24 protein-coding genes are annotated in these 18,533 nt (G+C 69.0%); 11 read left to right on the top strand and 13 right to left on the bottom strand.

Annotation, left to right across the window (positions count from 1 at the left end; all coding sequences use genetic code 11):
- Position 1: 1 nt before the first annotated feature.
- Positions 2-463, bottom strand: a complete 462-nt coding sequence (locus tag JOF29_RS19495) for an Lrp/AsnC family transcriptional regulator (protein WP_209695585.1) — start codon at positions 461-463, stop codon at positions 2-4.
- A 93-nt stretch (positions 464-556) separates the two neighbouring features.
- Here JOF29_RS19495 and JOF29_RS19490 point away from each other — a divergent pair, with 93 nt between their 5' ends.
- Together JOF29_RS19490 and JOF29_RS19485 are read left to right on the top strand one after the other, a co-directional pair.
- On the top strand, positions 557-1,372 hold the full coding sequence (locus tag JOF29_RS19490) for an LLM class flavin-dependent oxidoreductase (protein ID WP_209695584.1): 816 nt from the start codon (positions 557-559) through the stop codon (positions 1,370-1,372).
- The gene (locus tag JOF29_RS19485; RefSeq protein WP_209695583.1) at positions 1,362-1,787 is read left to right on the top strand and encodes a nucleoside deaminase; all 426 of its coding nucleotides are present in this window, start codon (positions 1,362-1,364) and stop codon (positions 1,785-1,787) included. Before JOF29_RS19490 ends, JOF29_RS19485 begins: the two co-directional genes overlap by 11 nt.
- 34 nt (positions 1,788-1,821) lie before the next feature.
- Here JOF29_RS19485 and JOF29_RS43305 read toward each other — a convergent pair whose 3' ends face one another.
- Complete coding sequence (locus JOF29_RS43305) at positions 1,822-2,337, bottom strand: LppU/SCO3897 family protein (protein WP_245357673.1); 516 nt, start codon at positions 2,335-2,337, stop codon at positions 1,822-1,824.
- An 18-nt stretch (positions 2,338-2,355) separates the two neighbouring features.
- On the opposite strand from JOF29_RS43305, the gene JOF29_RS43300 reads away from it, so the two are divergent.
- On the top strand, positions 2,356-2,679 hold the full coding sequence (locus JOF29_RS43300) for a hypothetical protein (protein ID WP_245357672.1): 324 nt from the start codon (positions 2,356-2,358) through the stop codon (positions 2,677-2,679).
- Positions 2,680-2,763: 84 nt separating this feature from the next.
- Here the strand turns inward: JOF29_RS43300 and JOF29_RS19475 are convergent, their stop codons facing one another.
- Positions 2,764-3,723, bottom strand: coding sequence for a helix-turn-helix transcriptional regulator (locus tag JOF29_RS19475; RefSeq protein ID WP_209695581.1), 960 nt, complete (start codon positions 3,721-3,723; stop codon positions 2,764-2,766).
- A 93-nt stretch (positions 3,724-3,816) separates the two neighbouring features.
- On the opposite strand from JOF29_RS19475, the gene JOF29_RS19470 reads away from it, so the two are divergent.
- The 4 genes from JOF29_RS19470 (at position 3,817) to JOF29_RS19455 (ending at position 5,934) form a co-directional block, all read left to right on the top strand.
- Complete coding sequence (locus tag JOF29_RS19470) at positions 3,817-4,764, top strand: helix-turn-helix transcriptional regulator (RefSeq protein ID WP_209695580.1); 948 nt, start codon at positions 3,817-3,819, stop codon at positions 4,762-4,764.
- A complete protein-coding gene (locus JOF29_RS19465; RefSeq protein ID WP_209695579.1) occupies positions 4,764-5,036 on the top strand; it encodes a hypothetical protein in 273 nt (90 codons plus the stop codon). The genes JOF29_RS19470 and JOF29_RS19465 overlap by 1 nt, the downstream gene beginning before the upstream one ends.
- Positions 5,033-5,323 carry a DUF1905 domain-containing protein gene (locus tag JOF29_RS19460; protein ID WP_209695578.1) on the top strand — a complete coding sequence of 97 codons (291 nt, stop codon included), beginning with the start codon at positions 5,033-5,035 and terminating at the stop codon, positions 5,321-5,323. Before JOF29_RS19465 ends, JOF29_RS19460 begins: the two co-directional genes overlap by 4 nt.
- Positions 5,324-5,385: 62 nt before the next feature.
- Positions 5,386-5,934: an isochorismatase family protein gene (locus JOF29_RS19455; protein WP_209695577.1), complete on the top strand. Its 549-nt coding sequence runs from the start codon at positions 5,386-5,388 to the stop codon at positions 5,932-5,934.
- A gap of 147 nt (positions 5,935-6,081) precedes the next feature.
- On the opposite strand, the gene JOF29_RS19450 is transcribed toward JOF29_RS19455, so the two are convergent.
- Complete coding sequence (locus tag JOF29_RS19450) at positions 6,082-7,017, bottom strand: NmrA family NAD(P)-binding protein (RefSeq protein ID WP_209695576.1); 936 nt, start codon at positions 7,015-7,017, stop codon at positions 6,082-6,084.
- A 102-nt stretch (positions 7,018-7,119) separates the two neighbouring features.
- Here JOF29_RS19450 and JOF29_RS19445 point away from each other — a divergent pair, with 102 nt between their 5' ends.
- Complete coding sequence (locus JOF29_RS19445) at positions 7,120-7,863, top strand: TetR/AcrR family transcriptional regulator (RefSeq protein ID WP_209695575.1); 744 nt, start codon at positions 7,120-7,122, stop codon at positions 7,861-7,863.
- Here the strand turns inward: JOF29_RS19445 and JOF29_RS19440 are convergent.
- The 3 genes from JOF29_RS19440 to JOF29_RS19430 all read right to left on the bottom strand — a co-directional run bounded on the left by JOF29_RS19440 (position 7,820) and on the right by JOF29_RS19430 (position 11,056).
- A complete protein-coding gene (locus JOF29_RS19440; protein ID WP_209695574.1) occupies positions 7,820-8,524 on the bottom strand; it encodes an HAD family hydrolase in 705 nt (234 codons plus the stop codon). The two genes, JOF29_RS19445 and JOF29_RS19440, sit on opposite strands and share 44 nt — an antisense overlap.
- A 54-nt stretch (positions 8,525-8,578) precedes the next feature.
- Entirely contained in the window at positions 8,579-9,514 is a 936-nt protein-coding gene (locus JOF29_RS19435; RefSeq protein ID WP_209695573.1) for an aldo/keto reductase, read from the bottom strand.
- A 207-nt stretch (positions 9,515-9,721) separates the two neighbouring features.
- The gene (locus tag JOF29_RS19430) at positions 9,722-11,056 is read right to left on the bottom strand and encodes an alpha/beta hydrolase (protein WP_209695572.1); all 1,335 of its coding nucleotides are present in this window, start codon (positions 11,054-11,056) and stop codon (positions 9,722-9,724) included.
- A 67-nt stretch (positions 11,057-11,123) separates the two neighbouring features.
- Here JOF29_RS19430 and JOF29_RS19425 point away from each other — a divergent pair, with 67 nt between their 5' ends.
- Positions 11,124-11,729, top strand: coding sequence for a TetR/AcrR family transcriptional regulator (locus JOF29_RS19425; RefSeq protein ID WP_209695571.1), 606 nt, complete (start codon positions 11,124-11,126; stop codon positions 11,727-11,729).
- Here JOF29_RS19425 and JOF29_RS19420 read toward each other — a convergent pair.
- Positions 11,679-12,140, bottom strand: a complete 462-nt coding sequence (locus JOF29_RS19420; protein ID WP_209695570.1) for an NUDIX hydrolase — start codon at positions 12,138-12,140, stop codon at positions 11,679-11,681. The genes JOF29_RS19425 and JOF29_RS19420 overlap by 51 nt on opposite strands.
- Positions 12,141-12,234: 94 nt before the next feature.
- Here JOF29_RS19420 and JOF29_RS19415 point away from each other — a divergent pair, with 94 nt between their 5' ends.
- Together JOF29_RS19415 and JOF29_RS19410 are read left to right on the top strand one after the other, a co-directional pair.
- Positions 12,235-12,630 carry a tautomerase family protein gene (locus JOF29_RS19415; RefSeq protein WP_209695569.1) on the top strand — a complete coding sequence of 132 codons (396 nt, stop codon included), beginning with the start codon at positions 12,235-12,237 and terminating at the stop codon, positions 12,628-12,630.
- A gap of 13 nt (positions 12,631-12,643) precedes the next feature.
- On the top strand, positions 12,644-13,375 hold the full coding sequence (locus JOF29_RS19410) for a DUF3626 domain-containing protein (protein ID WP_281067247.1): 732 nt from the start codon (positions 12,644-12,646) through the stop codon (positions 13,373-13,375).
- A gap of 107 nt (positions 13,376-13,482) precedes the next feature.
- Here JOF29_RS19410 and JOF29_RS19405 read toward each other — a convergent pair whose 3' ends face one another.
- The 5 genes from JOF29_RS19405 to JOF29_RS19385 all read right to left on the bottom strand — a co-directional run bounded on the left by JOF29_RS19405 (position 13,483) and on the right by JOF29_RS19385 (position 18,532).
- A complete protein-coding gene (locus JOF29_RS19405; protein ID WP_209695568.1) occupies positions 13,483-14,706 on the bottom strand; it encodes an RNA polymerase sigma factor in 1,224 nt (407 codons plus the stop codon).
- The gene (locus tag JOF29_RS19400; protein WP_209695567.1) at positions 14,703-15,029 is read right to left on the bottom strand and encodes a YciI family protein; all 327 of its coding nucleotides are present in this window, start codon (positions 15,027-15,029) and stop codon (positions 14,703-14,705) included. Before JOF29_RS19400 ends, JOF29_RS19405 begins: the two co-directional genes overlap by 4 nt.
- Positions 15,030-15,164: 135 nt before the next feature.
- Positions 15,165-15,740, bottom strand: coding sequence for a hypothetical protein (locus JOF29_RS19395; RefSeq protein WP_209695566.1), 576 nt, complete (start codon positions 15,738-15,740; stop codon positions 15,165-15,167).
- Between the two features lie 113 nt (positions 15,741-15,853).
- Positions 15,854-17,014: a serine hydrolase domain-containing protein gene (locus JOF29_RS19390; RefSeq protein WP_209695565.1), complete on the bottom strand. Its 1,161-nt coding sequence runs from the start codon at positions 17,012-17,014 to the stop codon at positions 15,854-15,856.
- 39 nt (positions 17,015-17,053) lie between these two features.
- The gene (locus tag JOF29_RS19385) at positions 17,054-18,532 is read right to left on the bottom strand and encodes a serine hydrolase domain-containing protein (protein ID WP_209695564.1); all 1,479 of its coding nucleotides are present in this window, start codon (positions 18,530-18,532) and stop codon (positions 17,054-17,056) included.
- Position 18,533 lies beyond the last annotated feature (1 nt).

Genomic DNA, 18,533 nt, shown 5'->3' with positions numbered 1-18,533 from the left:
CTCAGGGCCGATCGGCCACCGGCTTTTGCGGGCCGCGGTACCGCTGCGTCTGCGAGTAGACGAGGTTGGTCGTCGTACTGCCGAAGTCGGTCAGCTCGTTGACCAGCTCCTCCAGGTGCGGCATCGAGGCCGCGGCGACCTTCAGCGTGTAGCAGTCGTCGCCGGTGGTCCGCAGGCACTCGAGGATCTCGCCGCGCTCGGCCAGCAGCCGGTGCAACGGCTCGTGCTTGTTCCCGGGGTACTTCAGCCGGACGACTGCCAGCACCGGGTAGCCGACCGACGTCAGGTCGACCTCGGCGCGGTACCCGGTGATCACGCCGATCGACTCCAGCCGCCGGACCCGCTCGGTGGTCGCGGACGCGCTCAGGCTCACCCGCCGGCCGAGCTCGGTCAGGGACAGCCGGGCGTCGGCCTGCAGCTCGTCGAGGATCGCCCAGTCGGTCGGATCGAGACTCTCGGTCATACGGCCAATCTACCGGTGATTCCCCGGTGCAGGGCGGCGTACGCCGGGAGGAATCTCTTCAGGAGGAGGTCTTCACCTGGATAGCCTTGAGGCATGGACCTCGGGGTGAACGTGCCGAACTTCGGGCCGGGGACGAACCCGGCGCGGCTGCGCGACTGGGCCCGGATCGTCGAAGGGCTCGGGTACGACCTGTTGATGGTGTCGGACCACGTGGTGGTCACTCCGGACGTCGCCGAGCAGTACCCGGAGCCGTTCTACGAGCCGTTCACCACGCTGAGCTGGCTGGCCGGGATCACCGAACGGGTCCGGCTCGGCACCACCGTGCTGATCGCGCCGTACCGGCATCCGTTGCTGACGGCAAGGATGACGGCGAACCTGAACGCGCTCAGCGGCGGCCGGCTCGTGCTCGGCGTCGGGGTCGGCTGGGCGCGGCAGGAGTTCGAGGCGCTCGGCGCGGACCATGCCGCGCGCGGCCGCCGGACCGACGAGGTGCTCGCGGAGCTGCAGGGCCTCGTCCCGTTGTGGGTGGGCGGCAGCAGTACGGCGGCACTGCGGCGGAGCGTGCGGTACGGCGACGCGTGGCACCCGCTGCGGCAGACTGTTCCCGAGTTGCGGGCCGGCCTGGCGCGGATGCGGGCGCTCGCGGAACAGCTCGACCGGCCGGTGCCGGGGTTCGCGCCGCGGATCCTGCTCCGGCTGACCAGCGACCCGCTGCCGGACGACGATCGGATCGCGGGCGAAGGATCGATCGACCAGGTGCTGCAGGACCTCGCCGTACTGCGGGAGCTCGGCGCCGGGAGCGTCGTACTCGATCCGTTCGTCGGCGATCCCGCGGAGACCGAACGACCGGAGACGGCATGGCAGGCGTTGGCAACGATTGCGGAGAACTGGAGACGACGTGACACCTGAAGCAGAAGGATTCCTGCGCCGAGCGATCGCGCTGGCCACGGCCTCGCGGGAGGGCGGCGACCCGCCGTTCGGCTCGCTGCTGGTCGGCCCGGGCGGCGACGTGCTGGCAGAGGACCACAACACGACGATCAGCGAAACCAACCTCAGCTTTCACCCGGAGCTGAAGCTGGCGGTGTGGGCGGCGCAGCACCTCACGCCCGAGGTGGCTGCCGGCACGACCATGTACACGAGCTGTCAGCCGTGCGAGATGTGCTCAGGCGCGCTGGCACGCTCCGGGCTGGGCAAGGTCGTGTTCGCGCTGTCGGGGGAGCAGTTGGACGGCCTCAAGACCACAGGCAACTTCACAGGCGTGCCGTTGGAAGGCCCTGCTCTGTACGACGAGGCCCGGGTACCCGTAGCGGGTTACTACAGCTGAGGAGCGGGGTCCCGCTGCCGGGACCCCGCCGCACTCACTTGATCTTCGCCAGGCAGAGCGTGTAGTTCGCTTTCTCGTCGACATACGTCGCGTCGGCGGTATCACCGCACTGGCTCTCGTCCGTGGAGTCGAGCTTGTCGATGACCTTGTACTCGGCGTCGGACGAACTGCAGTCGACGACCTTCACGTTCGGGTTGCTCGACGTGCCCTTGTTCACGACGCAGGCACCGACCTGGGCCTTCGCCTCGGTCGAGTTGAGGTTGCCGACGATCAGCAGCGCGATCACCACGAACGGCAGCAGCAACATCAGGATCGCCGGGCGCTGGAACAGCGGCTTGCCCGGATCCATCGGGCGGCCCGGACCCGGCGTCGGCTCCGGCAGGCCCTTGAACTTCTGCATCGGGCCGATGTTCATCAGCATCGTGATCGGGTTGATGATCGACGAACCGATGCCCCACCAGCCCTGCCACAGGCTCTTCGAGGTCATGTCACGGACGGATGCGATCCCGCACGTGCGGCAGAACGGGCCCCGCAGCTTGAGAAACCGCATCAGGATGACCATGCCCTGGTGGCCGCGGACGGTCGCCTCGACCGCCGGGTAGCCGCCGCAGAAGCGGCAGACCATCTGACCCTGCGGCGGGGCGTATCCCGGCTGCGGGAACGACTGGCCCGGGTACTGACCCTGCTGACCGGGCTGCTGGTACTGGCCGTACTGCGGAGCCTGCTGGCCCGGCTGACCGGCGTACTGCTGCTGGTACGGCCCGGGCTGGCCCTGATACTGCGGGGCCTGCTGGCCGCCGTACTGCTGATCCTGCTGGTGGTCTTGCTGAGCGGGCTGGCCGTACTGCGGGAACTGCTGCGGTGGCGGGCCGTAACCGTCCGGCTGACCTGAGTACGGGCCTTGCGGCGGCTGGGGAGGGGATGTCGTCACGAATGGTTCCTGAGGCTTGATCGGGACACGCTGAACCATGGCACCTTACTCACCCGGGTGGTCCACCGAGGCATAGCGGTTGGTCAATTCCCGGCCAAGACGTGCCAGCTCCGCCTGCACCGACGGCGGATCGACGACTTCGACCGACCCGCCCCAGCCGGCCAGGTGCTGCGCGATCATCAACGGCGTCGCCGCGGTGACCCGGATCCGGACCCGGTCGCCGACCGTCCCGTCCACCTCGCAGTTGCGGCCGAGCCGGTCCTGCATCACCCACACGAACCGCTCGTCCATCAGGACCGTTGCCGTCAGCCCCGATCGGCGTTCCTCCATCCGCTCGACGATCTCGGCCCAGGCCGATGACAGTTCGAAGTCGCCCGGTCGCTCGAAGGAGTCACCGGTCGGTTCGGCGGTCACGATCCGGTCGACCCGGAACGTCCGCCGACCGTTGGTGGTACCCGCGATCAGGTACCAGACGTCGTCCTTGTCGACGAGGCCGAGCGGTTCGGCCGTACGTTCCGACGTGTCCTGGCCGCGGCCGGAGTAGACCAATCGGACGCGATCCCGGCGTACGACGGCGTCCTGCAGACGACGGACCAGCTCCGGGCGCTCCTTCACGTGCTCGCCCCAGCGGGCCGGGTCGATCACCACTGCCTCGGCGGCCGCCTGCGCGTGCTCGCGAAAGGTGTCCGGCAGCGCGCGGACCAGCTTGCGGAGCGCGGCCTTCGCGTCCGGGGCGATCGACGCGGCGGGGCCGACGAGCAGGAACAACGCCTGCGCCTCGGTCGCGGACAGGCCGCTGAGATCGGTACGGGCGCCGCCGACGAGCTGCCAGCCGCCGTTCCGCCCGGGCTGCGGATAGACCGGGATGCCGGCGGTGGACAACGCCTCGAGATCACGGCGCGCGGTCGCGACCGAGATCTCCAGCTCCGCCGCGACCTCCGCCGCGGTCACCCGGCCGCGTGCCTGCATCAGCAACAGCACCGCCACCAACCGATCTGCCCGCACCCGTCGATCCTCGCAGACAAACCGCTCACCTCCTGAGCACTTCAGGGTGGGCTACCCTCGGAACCGGACGGACTTCTTCCGGAACGGTGGACGATGGCGTACGACGTGAGCCCGACCGCGCGCACCCTGATGGTCCTGGAGCTGATCCAGAACCGGCCCGGCATCACCGCGGAACAACTCGGTGACAAGCTCGGCGTCTCGGAGCGCGCCGCCCGCCGGTACGTCGCGATCCTGCGCGAGGCCGACATCCCGATCGAGTCGACGCGCGGCCCGTACGGCGGCTACCGCGTCGGGCGCGGGCTTCGGCTGCCGCCGCTGATGTTCAGCACCACCGAGGCGCTCGGCCTGGTGATGGCGGTCCTCGAAGGCCCGCGCGGTACGGCGGACCCGGTGGAGACCGCGCTCGGCAAGATCATCCGCGTCCTGCCCGAACCGGTCGCCCGCTCCACCGACGCCGTCCGCCGGGTCAGCGCCCGCGACCCCGACCCCGGCGTACGGACGCCTGATCCGGAGATCACCGCGGCGCTGGTCTCACACAGCACCGAGCACCGCCGGATCACCATCCAGTACCGGCGCCACCAGAGCGAGTTCCCGATGGACGTCGACCCGTGGGCGGTCGTCGTCCGCCGCGGCCGCTGGTACCTGCTGTGCTGGTCCCACACGAAGGACGCCCAACGGGTCCTGCGCGTCGACAGGATCACCCGCGTCGAGCCGCAACCCACCGACTTCACCCCACCCGCCGACTTCGACCCGCTGGCCATGGTCGAAGAGCACCTGGCGATGGGCTGGAAGTACCCCATCGAGGTCGAGATCGACGCCCCGCGCGAGGACACCGCGTGCTGGATCCCCCGCAGCATGGGCCGCCTCGAACCCATCGACGAAACCCACACCCGACTCGTCGCCAGCACCGACGAGCCCACCTGGTACGCCGCCCAACTGACCGCGATCCGGGCCCCCTACCGAATCCTCGCCGGCCCCGAACTCCAAACCGCCTCCCACGCCCTCTCCCAACGCCTCCTCGCCGCCAGCACCCTCGCCTGATGCTCGCCTGGGGATCCGGCGATCGCTTCGCGCCGCTGCTCCACGGCATGCTCGGCGCGGCAACGCAGTACCACCAACTCGGCCCGGCACCAGCAGCGCACGGCTACCGCGCAGTCGTCACCAACCTGCCAGGCACGCCTCGGCGCCACCCGGCGTGGAGCGGGGTGCGGGAAGAGCTGGGATTCTGTGTTCGGGCGATCCCAAGGGCAGGGCATTCTGTGTGGTACGGGCGGATGGACGACTTCGTGAGATCCCTGGACGGGTGGTTGTGAGCGAGATCGAGTTTGCGGGAGAAGTCTGGTACTGGCGTGGACCGGCGCCTTGGTACTTCGTGACGGTGCCGGAGGAGGAGTGCGCGTACTTCGAGGCGGAGGCGGGGCAGGTTTCCTACGGGTGGGGGATGATCCCGGTGACGGCCGAGATCGGGGGAAGCGTGTGGGCGACGTCGATGTTTCCGAAGGACGGGCAGTACATCCTGCCGCTGAAGGCCTCGGTCCGGCGGGCCGAGGATCTGGACGACGGCGACGTACCGACGGTGCGGCTGAGGTTGCGGACCTGACGAGAACTGTCGGCGGGCGCGGCTAGCGTTCCGTCGTACAACTCGAACGGAAGGAACGGCGCATGTCCACGCTGTCTGATCGGCCGAACACGGCCCTCTTGGTGGTCGACGTACAGACCGGTGTCGTCGGAGAGGCGTACGAGCGGGACCAGGTGGTCGCCAACATCGGCACCCTGGTCGGCAAGGCGCGCGCCGGGGGAGTCCCGGTGGTCTGGGTCCAGCACTCCGGTGAGAACCTCCCGAAGGACAGCGACGAGTGGCAGCTGGTCCCCGAGCTGTCCCGTGACGGCTCGGAGACGCTTGTGCACAAGACTTACGCCGACTCGTTCGAGGCAACCGACCTGGAGCAGGTGCTCGGCCGCGCCGGCATCGGCCACCTGGTGGTCGCCGGCGCCCAGACCGACGAATGCATCCGCTCGACGATCCACGGCGCGATGGTCCGGGGGTACGACGTGACCTTGATCGGCGACGCCCACACGACCGAGGACCTCTCCGAGTGGGGCGCACCAACCCCCGACAAGGTGGTCGCCCACACCAACCTCTACTGGGCCAACCACCGCGCCCCGGGCCGCACCGCAGCGGTCAAGAAGACCGACGAGGTGACCTTCTGACCCCGTCCGGCACCTGAGCATCACCCGGGCGATCGGCTGCCCGAGCAGGTCGGACGGACAAGCAGGTCGGACGGACGAGCAGGTCGGCTGCCTGAGCAGGTCGGACGGACGAGCGGCGCGCCGAGCCAGGGCAACATCTGGAGCCGGCTAATCCGTGCCGAGCAGGCTCGCACGGAGCGCGGCGGCTCCGGACTCGGCGAGCCAGTCGGTCAGGGTGCGCAGCCCGGGGTGGATGACTCGCAGCGCCTCGATGTCCGCATGCCACCGTTGGCCATCGATCCACCGTTGCCGGAGCGCCGCGATCTCCGGGTTCAGCGCGGCGGCCTCGTCATGGGTGAGCTGCTCGTACCGCAGTTCGACTCCGATCGCGGCGCCGATCACGGCGACGGCCTCGACCGGGGTCAGATCGTCTCCTGCCAGCTCCAGCGTCCGGCCGGCGAACCGTTCCGGCTGCTCGAACGCCAGCGCGGCAAACTCCGCGATATCTTCGAGCGCGATGATCTGGAACGGCTCGTCCGGCGGGAACAGGTGCCGGTGAACGCCGTCGACGATGCCGTCGAGGCCGATGCCGGGTGCCCCGAGGTAGTTCGTCATGAACCGTACCGGGCGCAGCACCGTGACGATCGGGAGCTGTTCGCGGAGATATTCCTCGGTACGCCGCTTTCCTGGGGCGGCGAACGCGTCGCCGGAAGTCGAGGCGACGCCGGTGAACACCACGTGGCGGACTCCAGCGGCTGCTGCCGCGTCAGCCAGGGCCCGGCCGCGGGTGAACTCCAGTTCGTGGTTGCTGCCGGCCGGCCCGTACGCAGCCGGCGGTACCGCGAACAGATCGGTGGTTCCCTCCAGCGCCGGTGCCAGGCTTGCCGGATCGTCGAAGTCGGCGAAGGCAAGCTCGGCACCGGCGTCCGTGAGCGCTGCGGCGGCGGGTGAGGTCTTGTCCCGAATCAGTGCCCGGACCCGCCACCCGCCGGCCAGCAGCCGGTGCGCCGTCGCGCCGCCCTGCCTGCCGGTCGCGCCGGTGACAGCGACGGTCCTGCCTGCTGCGGCGTCAGGCGCCTGGTTAATGGTGGGTTCGGTGGCCATGTCGCGCTCTCCTCTCCCGGGGACTGGTCGGAAGATGATTGACCCGGGGATATCTGGAATACTTCAACCCGGTTGAGTCGGGCGCACAAGGGATTTCGTGACATGACGACAGCAGCGATCGGTGGCGGTGACAGGGCTGATGCCCGCCGCAACCGGGCCAAGATGCTGACCGCCGCCGGCGCGGCCCTCTCCGAGCAGGGACTCGATGTCCCGCTCGGAGAGATCGCCCGCCGGGCCGGTGTCGGCGCCGGCACGGTCTATCGGCACTTTCCGACCAAGCAGGCGCTGCTCGAGGCGGTGTTCGTGCAGCACCTGGATGAGCTGATCTCCTCGGGTGAGCGGCGGATGGCGCAATTCGCGCCCACGCAGGCGTTCTTCGGGTTTCTGCTGGACGTCGTCGAGAAGTCCCACAAGCGCGGGCACATTTGCGACGTCGTGGCCGCCGACGCGGGCTGGCCGCATCCGATGCTCACGGCGTCCGTGCAACGGTTCCGGCAGGTCTTGACCGCACTGTTGCACGCGGGGCAGCGGGCCGGGGGTGTCCGCTCCGACCTCCGCCCTGACGACGTGGTTTCCCTCGCCGTCGGCTGTGCGTCGATGCTCGCTGCCCACAGCGATCGATCGGCCGGTCTCCGACTCGTCCAACTGGTCCTGGACAGTCTGCGACCTTCAGTCGGCGTCACGGAACGGCAGGCCTTTCGTGACGATCTCGGCTTTCGCCGGGAACCCGTCGGGTTGTGTGCGGACTGCGGCGCCACGCTCCCGCCCCGGCCCACGGGTCGCCCGGCACAGTACTGCGGGGCTACCTGCCGGCAGCGCGCCCGCCGTCGACGCCTGGCGGGCTGACCACGTCCAGGACCTCGGTCAACGACCGGATACGGCGTACGTCGGTCTGCGTGTGTACGTCGTTCCGGTCGATCAGCACGGCGTGGATCCCGGCTGCCTGCGCCCCGCGTACGTCGTTCTCGAGCGAGTCGCCGACCATGATCACCTCGTCAGGGTCCGCGCCGACACGTTCGAGTGCGTACGCGAAGGCCCTCGGGTCGGGCTTGGTCGCGGGCAGGTCGTCGCCGGTGATCAGCTCGTCGATCTCCGCGGTCAGCCCCATCCGGTCGAGCTTGAACGTCTGGTGGGCGGTGTTGCCGTTCGTCAGCACCACCGCCCCGAGCCCGGCCGCACGGACAGCCCGCAACGCCGGCACCGCATCGTCGTACACGGCCCAGCCCGCCTCGTACCGCCGTGCATAGCTCTCGAACATCTCGTCCGCCTCGGCCTCGCTCGCCTCCACCCCGAGGAACTCGCGCACGCGCAATCGCCGCTGCTCGGGAAACGTCAGCTCCCGCCGCTGGTAACGCCGGTAGTGCTTGTCCGACACCGCAGCCCACTCCGCGGCAACCTCCGGACCGACCACGCCGTACTCCGCCGCCCACACGACGACCGCCGCAGCTGCAGCTGACTCGTGATCGACGAGCGTCCCGTCAAGGTCGAACAGCACCGTCCTGAGCATCCGACGATGGTAGGTGCTCCGGGGGATAACACTTCCTCTGAGCACCCACCCACCTCAGTCGATCACCGAGTCCAGCGCGGTCAGCTCGTCGGGGGACAGGACGAGGTCCCCGGCCCGAAGGTTCTCCTCGAGATGACGCTCGCTGGACGTGCCCGGGATCGCCAGGACGTGCGGACCGCGGCTGAGCGTCCACGCCAGCCGGACCTGCGCCGCGGTCGCCCCGTGCCGCGCGGCGATCTCCTGGACCGGATCGGACTCCGGCACACCACCCGCCTCGCGTGATTCCGCGGTGACCGCGAAGAACGGCACGAAGGCGATCCCGAGCTCACCGCACAGCTGCAGAATTTCGTCGTTCACCCGCCCGAACCCGACGCTGTACCGATTCTGCACCGCGACCACCGGCGCGATCTCGCGTGCCTCGTGCAAATGTGACACCCGGACGTTCGAGATTCCGAGCTGCCGGATCATTCCTTTCGCCTGGAGTTCGGCGAGTGCCCCGAAATGCTCGGCGATCGATTCCAGCCGCAGCTGCCGCAGATACACGAGGTCGAGCGTGTCGACACTGAGCGCCCGCAGATCGGCCTCGACAAGCCCACGCAGTTCGTCCGGCCGCGCCAGCCCGTTCTTCGTCGGGCCGACCTTGGTCGCGATCACCAGGTTGTCCGGGTACGGCGCGAGCGCCTGCCGGATCACGTCGTTCGCCCAGTCCAGGCTCTCGAACTCGGTCTCGCCGGCCCGCCCGTGACTGGGATAGAACGCGGCAGTGTCGAGATGGTTCACGCCCAGCTCGACGACCCGCCGCAGCAGCGCGATCGCCCGCTCCCGCACATCCGCCCCGTCAGGCAGGCCGGACCCCGCGAGCCGCTTCGCGCCGAAGCCGATGCGGCGGACCCGATCCGCCCCGAGCTGCCAGAATTCCCCGGACTTGCTTTCCGCAATTCCCGATGATACGTTTATTGATGGTGAGGCATTTCCCTGTGAATTCTGCATTCGGCCAGGGTAAATCCTCCGGGGAAATTCGTCCATACTTCTCCGTCGCTTTTCTGCATTAATCTGTGCGACTCTCCGATCGGCAGCAGGCGCTGCTGGACCTCTGGTTCCCGTCCGCGACGATCGTGCGCGACCCGCCGTGCTTGCCCTTGCGGGTGGCGGTGTCGAGCCCTTCGAGCGTGGACTCCCGGATCAGGGGCTGCCCACTTACTTGTGGTCACGGAGGAAGGCCGGGACGTCGGCTTGGGTCGGGTAGTCCGGCAGCGGTGCGGGCTTGTCCTGGAGGAATGCGGTGATGACGGCTGCTGCTCGTTGGTCGTTGTCACCCAGGCCGTTCCACATGCGGTGGCCGACGCCGGCCATGTACTGGGTGCGCTGGATCGCGGGGTCGTTCGCGAGGATGGTTGTCTGCCACTGCCGGACCTGGGAGGAGCACTCGGCGATCATCAGCATCGCGGGTGTCCGGGAGAGCCTCAGCTGAGGGGCGATGGAGGGGGAGTCTTTGATCGTTTGCTGGATGCGGAGACTGGCGGCGGCGCTGAAGGAGAAGTTGTGCGCTGTGTCCTCGACCGGAATGCGGTGCGCGTCCCGCGCGCAGTAGCTGGACGCGGTGTCGCTGCCGAGATCGGCGGCGGTGAAGGCATTGACGCCCTCCGCCTGTCCTACCAGGCCAGTGTCGAGGCTGAGCAGTCCGAGCCGCATGAGTCCGAACGCGACCGCGTACCGCGGGACGTGTGTGGAGCGCGGTCCGGTCATGGCCGGTGCGATGCCGCGGGCCGACGGTCGGCCCGTCTGCTTCGCGATCCGGGCGGTGGGGCCGTCCATCGGGCCTGGCTCGGCGATGACCGCCCGGCGCAGGTGGGCGGCGGTGGCCGGGTCGGCCAGCGCGCGGGTCAGCACGACCCCGCCCGCGGAGAATCCCAGTACGTCGGCGCGGCCCTTGGCCAGCTTGCCGACGAAGGCGCCGAGGTCCTGGACGGACCGGGTGATCGAGTACTGGTCCATGGGCAGCAGGTCGCTGCGTCCACCGCCCGCCTGCTCGTAGGCGTACACGTCGTAGCCCTGCCCCGCGAGCCGCTGCAGGAAGCGGTGGTCGAGCACCGAGATGCTGCGCACCGGCCCGCCGGCGAGGTAGACGAGCGGAACGCGATGCCGGGGGCCCTTGCCTGTGGGCGGGTAGTGGTAGACGGCGACTCGGCTGCCGGTGGACAGGCTCCAGTGCTCGGTGGTCACAAACGCCAGGGCGGGCGGGTAGCGGCGCGTCGTCGGAACGGTCGGGACGCACACCGACAGCGTCAGGGCCGCTGCGACGAGCACCGGCAGGAACGGCACCAGCCGTCCCCGCCAGGCGCGGCGGCGGCCCCGCCAGAGCGCCGCGACAGCCGCGACCCCGACAGTCGCGGACCATGCGGCGAACCCCGATCCCGCGCCGTTGGTGGCGACGATCAACGCGAGGAAGACGGCGACGAGTCCCACCACCACGGCGGTGGCCGTCAGCAGGCGGCCGGCAAGGCGCAAGGGACGTACGACGGACGGTGGCATGTTGGTCCTCCAGCGTTTTGTAACAGTGTTTTGAAACAATGTTATCAGCTCGGCTAAACTGCTCCCCATGGGAAGGCCGAGAACGAACGACGTCGCCGTCAGAGAACGGCTCGTCGCGTGCGCGACCGAGATGTTCGCCACCCGTCCCCAGGAGTCGGTCACAGTCCGCGCGCTGGCCGCCGCCGCCGGAACGTCGACGGCGGCGGTGTACACGTTGTTCCAGGGCAAGGACGGACTGATCCGCGAGGTGCGCGACCAGGCGGTCGCCGGCCTGTTCCAGGACCTGACGGCTGTTCCCAGCTCGGAGACCGCCTTGGAGGATCTGTGCGCGCTGGCCGCGGCGTACCGCCAGTGGGGACGCGAACACCGCCACCTGTACACGGTGTTGTTCGGCGGCGCACAGTCCTTCGTCCCGTCGACCCGGGTCGGCGACCGCGACCCGGTGCGGCCGCTTGTCACGGCGATCGACCGCGCCGTGGCGGACCATATCCTCGCGGGCGACACCACACTGATCGCCGTCTCGTTGTGGGTCGCCCTGCACGGGCTCGTCACCCTCGAACTCGCCGGCGGCCTCGACGGCACTGCAGCCGAGACCGCGTTCAGGGCAACGATTGATGCCGTACTACGCGGCTGGGCAACCCCCGCCGCAGCACGGGCGGCGAAGGTACCGTGACCAGTCGCACCAGCGCCGCGCGCAGGCTGGTCCGGTTGACGAACAAGGGCCGTACCCGGAGTGGACGGCTGCTTCGTCGCCGGAGAGTTCGGGTACGCCGGCGACGTCCTTGATCTGGAAGTAGTACGCCGGGCGTCCGTTGTGGGTGCCGGTCCACAGGAGGTGGTCGATGGCACCGGTGAGGGTCGTTTCCTCGGTCAGCTCCCGCAGCGCCGCGGCGGCGGCCGACTCGCCCGGCTCGACATGTCCGCCGGGCAGTACGGCGTACCGATGGCCGCTGCACTCCGGTCCTGGTGTGTCGGTGTACTCACACATCGCGCAGTCCGCGGCCGACTCCTGCTGGAGGTAGCGCTTGATGACCAGGATCTTTCCGGACCGCAGGACGACGGCGGCGCCGCGTGGGATCTTCATGAGGAACGAGTGTGTCCGGCGGCACCGACATATTCGGTCGCCGCGGGAGGGTGGTTCGTGATGAGGTCTGGGGACCGACTGCGGAGAGGCTGGCATGCCGAGTGCACTGATCGAGGTTCGCCGAGAGTACGCCGAGGCGGACGAGGCGGGGTTGATCGACGCGGTCCACCAGGCGCTGATCACCGCGTTCCGGATCCCGCCGCAGGACAAGGACGTGCGGCTCGTGGTGCACGCGCCCCACCGCCTCGCCTGCTCGCCGCGGCTGACCCAGCCCGAGTACTTCACCCTCGTCAGCATCGACTGCTTCGCCGGCCGCTCCGTCGACGCCAAGCGCGCCCTCTACACCGACATCGTCACCAACCTGAAGGCATTCGGCATCCCACCCGACCACGTCACGATCCTGGTCCGCGACCTCCCCACCACCAACTGGGGAATCCGCGCCGGCCAAGCCGCCTCCGACCTGAACCCCGGCTTCAACATCAACGTCTGACAATGCACTTCTGATGCTCAGTGTGCAGTTTCAGCCGAATTGGCCGCATGGTTCGGGGATGGTGATCGAGTCGATGGTGGGGGACGGGGTTTACAGGTCGCAGTTCGCTACGGGGATTTCTAATGGTGGGCGGACCGCGTTTCCGGGTGGGGACCGGTGGCGGTGGGAGAGTCGGTTGTTCGGCGGGCGGTACGACGGTCAGCCGGGGACTGCTCGGCCGGTGTACGGCGTGTGGAATCGGCGGGAGGACGTGTACGGCGGGGCGATCCGGTTCGGGTCGTCGTACTTGCGGCTGAAATCGGAAGTGGCCGAACGGGCGACCTTCTGCTTTCCGGATTCCGCCCTCGAGCCCGAGGACTACGGCGACCGGCATTCGCTGCCGCAGCTCTGTGAATTGGCGGATGCCACCGGCTCCGACGACCTGGACGATTACGTCGAGGCGCACATCCACGGCCCCGTCGAATTCGCCACCGACGTCGACGCGCTGGTCCTCGACCCGTCCTTCATCGGCACCCCGGTCGAATCGGCCGCCCGCGAACTCGGCTGCCCGATCGAATACCACCCCGGCTTCCGCGGTACGCCGGCCACTTTCGACCCGGCGTACCGCGGTCCCGACATCGTCGCGCTTGCGCAGGAACTCGGCCTGGAGCTGACGCCGTACCTCCTCGGCGACGCAGCCCGCAAACATCCGCCCCAGACGATCAAGTACGTCTGGCATTGTCTGGCGCGTTTCGGTCGGAGGTAGCCACCTCGCGCAGCTTGGTCAAGGTGTTCGACCAGTCCGACTCGTACTGCGAGATCCACGCCCAGAACGCCGTCTCGAGACCTCGGCGAGAGCCAGCGGCGCCACCCTCAGCCGAGCTGATCGCGCCGCCGGGTCAGGTAGGCGATCTCGGCGGTGTTCCCGGACAGCTCGATGGCCGCGTCGTACGCCGCCCGCGACTCCCGGCTCCGGCCCAGCCGGCGGAGCAGGTCTGCGCGGGTCGCGTGGTACGGGTGATAGCCGGACAGCGTGTCGGTGAGCCCGTCGACGATCGCCAGCGCGACCTCGGGGCCGTCTAGCTCGGCGACCGCGATCGCCCGGTTCAGCGCGACGATCGGCGACGGGTCGACGCGCGCGAGCTGGTAGTAGAGTGCGACAACCTGCGACCAGTCGGTGTCCCGCAGGTCGCGAGCGGACGTGTGTACTGCGTTGATCGCCGCCAGGATCTGGTACCGGCCGGGCGCGATCCGGGTCGCGAGCCGCTCCCGCACCAAGTGGTGGCCTTCGGCAATCATCGCCGTGTCCCAGGCGCCGCGGTCCTGCTCGTCGAGCGCGACCAGCTCACCGGTCTGCGAGACGCGCGCGGTACGGCGCGCCTCGGTGAGCAGCATCAACGCGAGCAGCCCGGCGACCTCACCGTCGGCCGGGAGCAGCGCGCGGATCAGCCGGGTCAGGCGGATCGCCTCGACGGTCAGCTCGCCGCGCACCGGATCGGTATCCGGCCCGGTCGCCAGATAGCCCTCGTTGAAGACCAGGAACAGCACCGCGAGTACGCCGGACACCCGGCTCGGGAGGTCCTCCGCGGCCGGCACCCGATAGGGGATCCGGGCCGCTTTGATCTTCGCCTTCGCGCGGGTGATCCGCTGGCCCATCGCGGTCTCCTGGACGAAGAACGCGCGGGCGATCTCCGGCACGGTCAGCCCGCCGACCATCCGCAGCGTCAAGGCGACCCGGGTCTCCATCGCCAGCGCCGGATGGCAGCATGTGAAGATCAGCCGTAGCCGCTCGTCGTCGATCACCCCGAGAGGCTCCGGCGGACCGTCGTACGACATCTGAGCCTCCTTCTGTTTGTCGTCCCGCTTGTTCTCGCGGCGGATCCGGTCGATCGCCTTGCGGTTCGCGGTGGTGGTCAGCCAGGCGCCGGGGTTCGGCGGTACGCCGTCCAGCGGCCAGCGCTCGACCGCGGTCGCGAACGCCTCGGCGGCCGACTCCTCCGCGATGTCCAGATCCCCGAACCGCTTCGCGAGCGAGGCGACCACCCGCGCCCACTCCTCGCGATGCGCCCGGGTGACCACCTCCTCGACGTCGCTCACAGGAACGGCCGCACCTCGAGCCGCCGGTTGCACGCCTTCGACGCGGCACCGGCCAGCTTCAGCGCGACGTCCAGATCCGGCGCCTCGAAGACCCAGAACCCGGCCAGGTACTCCTTCGACTCCAGGAACGGGCCGTCGGTGAAGATCGGCGGCCCGTCACCCCGCCCGTCGATCACCGTGGCGTCGCTCGGCGCGCTCAGCCCACCGGCGAACACCCAGTGCCCGTCCGCGACCAGTTGCTCGTTGAACGTGCCGATCGCCGCCATCTCGTCGTCGGTCGCCGACGCGGTCCGATGATCGATCACCGAAATCAGGTACTGCATGCGCTTCTCCCTTCCCAAGACTGCGTACACCCACCCAACGAACCGAACCACCCCGGTCCGACACTCTTGCGAACAAAAGTGACGACCGGCCCGGCGAAGATATCCGCCGGGCCGGTCGTCGATGGGGAGTGCGGGTTAGTTCTGCGAGGTTTCGGTGATCTGGGCACCGTTCTTGTCGCTGAGCGTCGTGACGCCGGCGATCGCGGTGTTGACGCCGTCCAGGGAGGAGAGGTCGCCGCCGGTGATCTTGCTCTTCAGGTCGCTCAACTGGTTGCCCAGGGCGACCAGCGGCTTCTTCAGGACCTTGCAGAGTGCGGGACTCGCGCTCACGTCGTCGCTGGCGACCTTGACCTCGTGGGCGATGAACGCCGCGGTCAGGCCGGCCTTGATGGTCGCCTTGAGCCGGCCGTGCGCGCCCTTCGAGAACGTCCCGGCCTTGTACGGCTTCCAGATCCACCGGTGGAAGCTGCCCGCCGCGAGCCCGACGTGCGCGACGAACTTCGTCTTCGCGAACGACTTGGTGTTGCTCGCCGGACAGGTGTCAGCGGCCGCGGTCGTGGGCGCGGTACTTCCCGCGGTCGGCTGGCTCGCGCTAGTGCCGGTGGACGGCGTGGTCCCGGCAGAGCTGTTGTTGTTCGTCTTGCCGCCGCAGCCACCGAGCAAAAGCGCGATGAGCAGCAGCGGGACGGTAGTCAGTACGGACCTGCGCATGGATCTGGTTCCCCGTTCGTGAATCTCCGGCTCGGTGTGAACCGGCACCTTCTTCGGACGATACGACCGAAGAGCGGGGAGACCCGGCAGGACAGGTCAGGTTTTGCCGTTCCTTAGGTGAGCGATTGGTACACAGTGGTCCAGAAGTCCCGCGCGAACGCGAGCCGGGCGTCGCCGGCGTGAGCGCGCTGCTGGATCAGGATCCCGGTCAGCTCCTCGGCCGGATCGTTGTACCAGGCCGTGCCGTAGAACCCCGTCCACCCGTAGCTCCCGGCCGACGGGCCGAGCCGCGTCCGGTCGGTGACGATCCCGGTCCCGAATCCCCAGCTCGTGGTCGCGAAGTACCCCGGCCAGAACCCGGACACCGCCCGCTGCTCCGGCGTCAGCTGATCGCTCGTCATCAGCGTCACCGCCGCCCGGGACAGCACCTGCGTGCCCTGATACCTGCCGCCCGCAAGCATCGCCGACGCGAACGCGAGGTAGTCCTCGGCGGTCGAGACCAGCCCGCCGCCACCGTCCTCGAGCACCGGCGGCGCACTCCACCGCCCGGTCTCCGGCACGTCCTCGACGACCGCCCCATCCGGTCCGTCCTCCTGCTCGTACGCCGTCGCGAACCGGTCGAAGTTCCGCGCCTCGACGCTGAACCCGGTGTCCTTCATCCCGAGCGGCTCGAGGATCCGCTCACGCAGCGCCGTACCGAAGGACTTCCCGGTGGCCCGCTGGATCAGTACGCCGGTCACGTCGGAGCCCGTCTCGTACATCCACCGCTCACCGGGCTGATGGACCAGCGGCACCTTTCCGAGCCGCGCGACCCATTCGTCGAGGTCCCTGCCGCGGACCGTGTCCAGCGCGTCCGAGATCGGCGTCTCCGCCGGAACCATGCCGGTCCCGAGCGTGAACGCCAGTACGTCCCGCACCGTGATCGGGCGGGCCGCCGCGACGGTGTCCTCCACCGGTCCCGCGGGATCGGCCAGCACCCTCATGCTCGCCAGCTCCGGGACGAGGTCGTCGACCGGATCGTCGAGGCGCAGTGTGCAGTCCTCGATCAGCGTCATCGCGCACGCCGCCACGATCGGCTTCGACATCGACGCCATCCGGACGATCGTGTCGGTCGCCATCGCCGTACTGCCACCGTCGAAGGCGAGGCTGCCGACGGCCTCGACGTGCACCTCGCCACGGCGCGCGAGCACCGCCAGGACGCCCGGCACGGCGCCGGACTCGACCCGTTGCTCGAGGACCGTCCGCAATCGCATCAACCGCTTCGCCGAAAACATCACCGTCTCCATTCGCTGGGCCACACCCACTCAACGAACCTAAGCACCCGGATCCGACAATCCGTGCAGCCGGACATTCGCGTACGTCGGCGGCACCCGGGTCAGGTCGAGCATCTCCCCGTTGGAGGAGAGGTAGAGCCCGGGCCGGTACTCGCGCAGCCGATACGTGCCGCCGCCCCAGTGGTCGAACAGGTGTACGCCGTTCTCCTTCCGCAACCGCACCGTCCCGTCGCGGACCCCGGAGACGTGGATCGCGTAGTCCCGGTTCCACGGCCCGTCCGCCGCGGCCGGCGCCGGCTCGGGTACGTCGTTGCGGTACTTGACCCTGCCGTCCTCGACCGACTCGAGGTACGCCGGAGGTCCCTCGTGGAACCGGTACAGCTCCTCGCCAACCCGGAACTCGTGCGGTCCGACGAACTGCACAGGCTTCCGCGATTCGCCCTCCACCAGGAAGCCCTGCCCGTCTTCGACGACGACTCGCAGCTGGTCGTACCTACCCGCCAGCGAGTCCGCCGGAGCGACCGATCGGGTCGGAGCGGGTGCGGGAGGTCTCTCGCCGACCAGCTCCCGGAAGATGTCGCTGGCAAGCTTCCATTGCAGCGGATGAGCCGTGGAATTGGTGAGGACGACGACGCCGATTCCCGCCTCCGGAGCCCAATACATGTCCGACAGAAACCCGAAACCGCCGCCGCCGTGCCCGCGCACCGGAATACCGTTCGCCTTGGTGAGCGCGACACCTAACCCGTAGCCCCGCCCGCGATACAGCTCAGCAAGCGATTCACCATTCGCAAGATGGAATTGCACGAACCGGCACGCATCGGCGACGGACGTGTACAGCCCGCCCGCGGCAACCACCGGCACCCGGACCGGCAACCGCGAGTACCCCGTCGAATGCCCGATCGCCCGGTCGGCGTCGCGCGCGATCACCCGCGCATCGAACGACGTCCGATCCAGCCCCAGCGGTACGAACAACGATCGCCGTACGAACTCGTGGAACGGCATTCCACTGCACCGCTGCAACACGTACCCGGCCAGATCGATCCCGAGGTTCGAATACTCGAAATGGTGCCCGACCGGAAACCGCAACCAGGTCCCGGAAATGCTCCGGCAATGCGCCTCGAACGACGCCCGCCCGACCAGGTAGTTCGATCCGACCGGCGCCTCGTGCGTGAATCCCGCGGTATGACTGAGCAGCTGCCGCAGCGTGATCCGCCGCTCCGGATGCTCCTCGAACGAACTCCGCACCCGGAACTCCGGCAGATAGCGGACGATCGGCACATCCAGCTCGACGAGCCCTTCCTGTACGGCGTGCAGCACCGCCGTCGCCGTGTACATCTTCGAACACGACTGGACGCTGAACATGGTCCCGGTGCCCACCGGAACCGCACCACCGGCCCGCGTGACACCGAATCCACCCGACCACAGCACCGAGTCCGCCGTACAGACACCGACCGCCATCCCTGGCAGTCGGTGCTCCTCCAGCAGGCCGGGCAGCTGCGCGATCGCCAAGAGATCCACA

This window comes from Kribbella aluminosa (genome assembly GCF_017876295.1).
Lineage (GTDB): Bacteria > Actinomycetota > Actinomycetes > Propionibacteriales > Kribbellaceae > Kribbella > Kribbella aluminosa.
Note: the sequence above shows the minus strand (reverse complement) of the source record. Positions and strands in the feature narration are given on the sequence as shown.

Coding starts and splice junctions, on each gene's coding strand:
- JOF29_RS19495 (WP_209695585.1), bottom strand. CDS start 463: ATGACCGAGAGTCTCGATCCGACCGACTGGGCGATCCTCGACGAGCTG.
- JOF29_RS19490 (WP_209695584.1), top strand. CDS start 557: ATGGACCTCGGGGTGAACGTGCCGAACTTCGGGCCGGGGACGAACCCG.
- JOF29_RS43305 (WP_245357673.1), bottom strand. CDS start 2,337: ATGCGGTTTCTCAAGCTGCGGGGCCCGTTCTGCCGCACGTGCGGGATC.
- JOF29_RS19470 (WP_209695580.1), top strand. CDS start 3,817: ATGGCGTACGACGTGAGCCCGACCGCGCGCACCCTGATGGTCCTGGAG.
- JOF29_RS19465 (WP_209695579.1), top strand. CDS start 4,764: ATGCTCGCCTGGGGATCCGGCGATCGCTTCGCGCCGCTGCTCCACGGC.
- JOF29_RS19455 (WP_209695577.1), top strand. CDS start 5,386: ATGTCCACGCTGTCTGATCGGCCGAACACGGCCCTCTTGGTGGTCGAC.
- JOF29_RS19450 (WP_209695576.1), bottom strand. CDS start 7,017: ATGGCCACCGAACCCACCATTAACCAGGCGCCTGACGCCGCAGCAGGC.
- JOF29_RS19445 (WP_209695575.1), top strand. CDS start 7,120: ATGACGACAGCAGCGATCGGTGGCGGTGACAGGGCTGATGCCCGCCGC.
- JOF29_RS19440 (WP_209695574.1), bottom strand. CDS start 8,524: ATGCTCAGGACGGTGCTGTTCGACCTTGACGGGACGCTCGTCGATCAC.
- JOF29_RS19435 (WP_209695573.1), bottom strand. CDS start 9,514: ATGCAGAATTCACAGGGAAATGCCTCACCATCAATAAACGTATCATCG.
- JOF29_RS19430 (WP_209695572.1), bottom strand. CDS start 11,056: ATGCCACCGTCCGTCGTACGTCCCTTGCGCCTTGCCGGCCGCCTGCTG.
- JOF29_RS19425 (WP_209695571.1), top strand. CDS start 11,124: ATGGGAAGGCCGAGAACGAACGACGTCGCCGTCAGAGAACGGCTCGTC.
- JOF29_RS19420 (WP_209695570.1), bottom strand. CDS start 12,140: ATGAAGATCCCACGCGGCGCCGCCGTCGTCCTGCGGTCCGGAAAGATC.
- JOF29_RS19415 (WP_209695569.1), top strand. CDS start 12,235: ATGCCGAGTGCACTGATCGAGGTTCGCCGAGAGTACGCCGAGGCGGAC.
- JOF29_RS19410 (WP_281067247.1), top strand. CDS start 12,644: ATGCTCAGTGTGCAGTTTCAGCCGAATTGGCCGCATGGTTCGGGGATG.
- JOF29_RS19400 (WP_209695567.1), bottom strand. CDS start 15,029: ATGCAGTACCTGATTTCGGTGATCGATCATCGGACCGCGTCGGCGACC.
- JOF29_RS19395 (WP_209695566.1), bottom strand. CDS start 15,740: ATGCGCAGGTCCGTACTGACTACCGTCCCGCTGCTGCTCATCGCGCTT.
- JOF29_RS19390 (WP_209695565.1), bottom strand. CDS start 17,014: ATGTTTTCGGCGAAGCGGTTGATGCGATTGCGGACGGTCCTCGAGCAA.